The organism is Micromonospora sp. ATLC20, assembly GCF_057196585.1.
Map to the genome: position 1 here is coordinate 1 of NZ_JBXUOV010000289.1, position 4,332 is coordinate 4,332.

A 4,332-nucleotide genomic window follows, 5' to 3' on the forward strand; every position below is an offset into this window, starting at 1 on the left:
GGGCGGCGCTGTCGTCCTCCCACTCCCGGCGCTCGGCGGCGGGCTCCTCGGCCCGGCGGGCGGGCGGCTCCTCCGCTCCCCGGGCCGGTGGCTCCTCGGCCCGGCGGGCCGGTGGCTCGTCGGTGCGGGCCCACGGCGGGGCCCAGCCGTCACCCCAGCTCGGGCGGTTCCAGGACGGCCCGGACCAGTCCGGTTCGGCGGCCCTCGGGTCGTCGCCCGCCGGCGGGTCGGCGGCAGCCCGCGGCTCGGCGCCGGTCGCCCGGCCCTCGGGCGGGTGCACCTCGCCCGGTGCGTGCTCCGTCCGGTTCGCGGCCGGTGGCGGGGTGACCGGCCGGTCGGCCCAGCCCCGGGACAGCGACGGGGCGGATTCGGTGTTGGGCGCGTGGAAGCCCGGCGGCACCTCGAACCCGGAGGCGGCGGCGCCGACCGGCGGGACCTGGAGCGCCGGTGGCGCGGAGGTCGGCCCGCTCTCGGCCCAGCGCGGGGCCCGGGCGGCCGGGTCGTCGGCGGCGTGCCGGGAACCGGCGGTCTCCCCCGGGTCGGTCGGCTGCTCGATCGTCGGCGCCGGGCGCGGGGCCGGCACGGCCAGCCGTTCGCCGTCGGTTGGCCGGGGCGGCTCGTCCGCGGGCGGGGCACTGACCGGCGCCTGGCGGGTCACTGGCGACTCCTCCCCGGCGTGGTGCACGCCGTTGACGTGACGGCCGTTGACGCGGCCCGGTTCCGGCGCGGAGTGGCCGGGCAGCGGGGCCGGCAGGTCGCCGTGCCGGGGCGAGGAGGCGGCCCAGCCGCCGAGGTCGCCGTAGGGCCAGCCGCCGGGCGCCGGAGCACCGCGGGACCAGCCGTTCGGCGGGGGCGCCCAACCGCCGCCGGTACGGGCCGGTTCGTCCTGCTGGCCCGTCCCGTCGCCGTGCTCTCCCGGGGTGGCGGCTCCGGGTTGCCCTGTTTCACTCACCGCGCGCTCCTTGGTCGCCCCCGCTGAGGCTACCGTGTGGTGACAGTGGCGATAAGTTACAGCGGCGGGCCAATTCCGCGACGGGTTCACGAACCCGGACCGGTTCGGGTGATACGTGCCGGCTCGTACGCAGATACTCGGAGGATCCGATGACCGCAGTGGGGAACGGTGCACAGACCGCCGGTCGGCCCACCCGCCTGCCCCGCTCGGCGCGCCGTAAGCAGCTGCTCGCCGCCGCTCAGGAGGTGTTCGTCGCGCAGGGCTACCACGCCGCCGCGATGGACGACATCGCCGAGCGGGCCGGTGTCTCCAAGCCGGTGCTCTACCAGCACTTCCCCGGGAAGATGGAGCTCTATCTCGCGCTGCTGGACACGCACTGTGACGCGATAGTGGCAAATGTGCAGGACGCGATGAGCGGCACCAACGACAACAAGGAGCGCGTCGGCGCCGCGGTGCGCGCGTACTTCGACTTCGTCGACCACGAGAGCGAGGCGTTCCGGCTGGTGTTCGAGTCGGACCTGCGCAACGACCCGGCGGTGCGGCAGCGGGTGGAGCGGGTCGAGCAGGGCTGCATCGCCGCGATCACCGACACGATCATCTCGGACACCGGGGTCAGCCGCTCGCACGCCGAACTGCTCGCCTCGGGCCTGGTCGGCGCCGCCGAGACGGCCGCCCAGTTCTGGCTCGCCGGCGGCCGCCAGGTGCCCAAGGCGGAGGCCGAGGCGCTGGTCGCGGCCCTGTCCTGGCGGGGCATCGCCAGCTTCCCGCTGCAAGGTGAGTCAGCCTGAACATCGGGCCACCGGATCGGATAGCCTTCCCACGGTGGCTTTTTCGCCCCAGTTGAGGAGGCACAGTGGAGGTCAAGATCGGCGTGCAGTACGCGCCGCGGGAGCTGGTCCTGGAGAGCGCGCAGTCGCCGGCCGAGATCGAGCAGATCGTGACCGACGCCTTCGCCAAGAGCGAGGGCACGCTCTCCCTGACCGACGAGAAGGGCCGGCGCGTGATCGTTCCGGTCGGCAAGGTCGCCTACGTCGAGATCGCCGAGGCGTCGCCCCGCGCGGTCGGGTTCACCGTTCGCTGATTCCCGCGGCACCGGCCGCCGTGGCGGGCCTCCCCGCCACGGCGGCTCAGTTGTTCAAGCCGACTGCTGTCATCCGCGCGGCGTGCGCCTCGGTCAGCCGGTGCAGCAGCCCCGGCACGTCCCCGCCGGTCCGTCCGATCAACGCGACGAGCGCGCCCCGGTCGGCGGCGGCCACCCGGCCCGCCTGGGACAGCGCCTCACCGAGCAGCCGCCGCGCCCACATCGACAGCCGTCCGGCCGCCCGGGGATCGGCCTCGATCGCGGCCCGGATCTCGGCCGCGGCGAACTCGGCGTACCGGGAGTCGTGCAGCACGTCCAGCAGCAGCGTCCGGTCCGGCCCGGCCAGGCCGTCGGCGATCCCGCGCAGGAAGTCGTCGGTGATCGCGTCGCCCACGTACGCCTTCGTCACCGCCTCCGCCCAGTCCCGCGGCTCGGTCGAGTCGTGGTACGCCCGCAGCGCCTCGACGTAGGGGGCCATCGCCTCCTCCGGGGTGACGCCGCAGGCGGCGAGCCGGTCGGTGAGCCACCTGTAGTGCGCGATCTCGGTGGCGGCCATCTCGCTGAGCGCGGCGCGGCGGCGCAGGTCGGGTGCGAGGCGCGCGTCGGCGGCGAAGCGGTCGAAGGCGAGCAGTTCGCCGTACGCGACGAGCCCGAACAGGTCGACGGCGGCGGGGTCGGGGGCGGCCACGAACGCAGGCTACCGGCGCCACCGATGTGACTCAAGTCACAACAATCCGCCCCGCACGCACGGCCACCACCTGGGAATCGGGACGACTCAGGGACCGTTCAGGTACGATGAGACAGTTGCCGTGGGCACCGAATCGGTCACTTGCTGATCAACGCCGGTCCCCGACGCGCGTGCGGCCCGGTCCGGCTCGGCGAATTCGCCCCTGACCGCGTGGCCCGCGCCATACCGATCGCGCCCTGAGGACTTGAGGGGCGCACCACGAGAGGGCACCCCCAAATCCATATGAGCGAGCAGATTTCCGGCCAGCCACTGGCCCCCACCGCCCCGGTCCCCCCGGAGGCACCCACGTTCGCCGCGCTCGGCGCGCGGCAGGAGACCGTCGAGGCGCTGGCCGCCGCCGGCATCACCCGCGCCTTCGCCATCCAGGAGTACGCGCTGCCGATCGCGCTGCGCGGCGTCGACCTGATCGGGCAGGCGCCGACCGGCACCGGCAAGACGCTCGGCTTCGGCATCCCGCTGCTGGAGCGGGTGTTCGCCCCGTCCGAGGGCAGCGACGGCGTGCCCCAGGCACTCGTCGTCGTACCGACCCGTGAGCTGGGCATCCAGGTCGCCAAGGACCTCGACGCCGCCGGCCGTACCCGGGGTGTCCGGGTGCTGCCGATCTACGGCGGCGTGGCGTACGAGCCGCAGATCGAGGCGCTGCGCAAGGGCGTCGAGATCCTGGTCGGCACCCCGGGCCGCCTGCTGGACCTGCAGAAGCAGAAGCACCTGCGGCTCGACCGGGTCCGCGCGCTCGTCCTCGACGAGGCCGACCGCATGCTCGACCTGGGCTTCCTGGACGACGTCGAGAAGATCCTGGCGATGCTGCCGGAGGACCGGCAGACCATGCTGTTCTCGGCCACCATGCCGGACCCGATCGTCACGCTGTCCCGGCGCTTCCTGCGCCGGCCGGTGACCATCCACGCCGGGCACACCGCCGAGACCGGTCCGTCGCCGCAGACCAAGCAGCTCGCGTACCGCACGCACTCGCTGAACAAGGTCGAGATCGTGGCGCGCATCCTCCAGGCCGAGGGCCGCGGGCTGACCATGATCTTCACCCGTACCAAGCGGGCCGCCGACCGGGTCGCCGAGGACCTCGACTTCCGCGGGTTCGCCGTCGCCGCCGTGCACGGTGACCTCGGCCAGGGCGCGCGTGAGCGGGCGCTGCGGGCGTTCCGGGCCGGCAAGATCGACACGCTGGTCGCCACCGACGTGGCCGCCCGGGGCATCGACGTCACGGGCGTCACCCACGTGATCAACTACGACTGCCCCGAGGACCAGGACACCTACACCCACCGCATCGGCCGTACCGGCCGGGCCGGGGCCACGGGTTCCGCTGTGACGTTCGTCGACTGGGACGACATGCCCCGCTGGCGGATCATCGACAAGACGCTCGGGCTGGACATGCCCGAGCCGCCGGAGACGTACCACACCTCCGCGCACCTCTACACGGACCTGGACATCCCGACGGACGTCAGCGGCACGCTGCCGACCGCCGAGCGCACCCGGGCCGGCCTGTCCGCCGAGGTCGAGGAGGACCTGGGCGGCGGCCGGTCGCGCCGGGGCGCGCGG

General features: G+C 74.2%; 4 protein-coding genes and 1 pseudogene. 3 read left to right on the top strand and 2 right to left on the bottom strand.

The genetic code is table 11. From position 1 onward, the window contains the following. Positions 1–952 (bottom strand): annotated as a pseudogene (locus AC2CHG_RS30165) (hypothetical protein); the annotation flags it as partial. A 149-nt stretch (positions 953–1,101) separates the two neighbouring features. On the opposite strand from AC2CHG_RS30165, the gene AC2CHG_RS30170 reads away from it, so the two are divergent. Together AC2CHG_RS30170 and AC2CHG_RS30175 are read left to right on the top strand one after the other, a co-directional pair. Then, positions 1,102–1,740, top strand: a complete 639-nt coding sequence (locus AC2CHG_RS30170; RefSeq protein WP_013288691.1) for a TetR/AcrR family transcriptional regulator — start codon at positions 1,102–1,104, stop codon at positions 1,738–1,740. Positions 1,741–1,805: 65 nt separating this feature from the next. Next, complete coding sequence (locus AC2CHG_RS30175; protein WP_013288692.1) at positions 1,806–2,033, top strand: DUF3107 domain-containing protein; 228 nt, start codon at positions 1,806–1,808, stop codon at positions 2,031–2,033. Positions 2,034–2,079: 46 nt separating this feature from the next. Here the strand turns inward: AC2CHG_RS30175 and AC2CHG_RS30180 are convergent, their stop codons facing one another. Then, entirely contained in the window at positions 2,080–2,721 is a 642-nt protein-coding gene (locus AC2CHG_RS30180) for a ferritin-like fold-containing protein (RefSeq protein WP_262013128.1), read from the bottom strand. Between the two features lie 282 nt (positions 2,722–3,003). Between AC2CHG_RS30180 and AC2CHG_RS30185 the strand changes: the two genes are divergently transcribed. Further along, positions 3,004–4,332: DEAD/DEAH box helicase (locus AC2CHG_RS30185; protein ID WP_484526080.1), on the top strand; the 1,329-nt coding region annotated here is incomplete at its 3' end.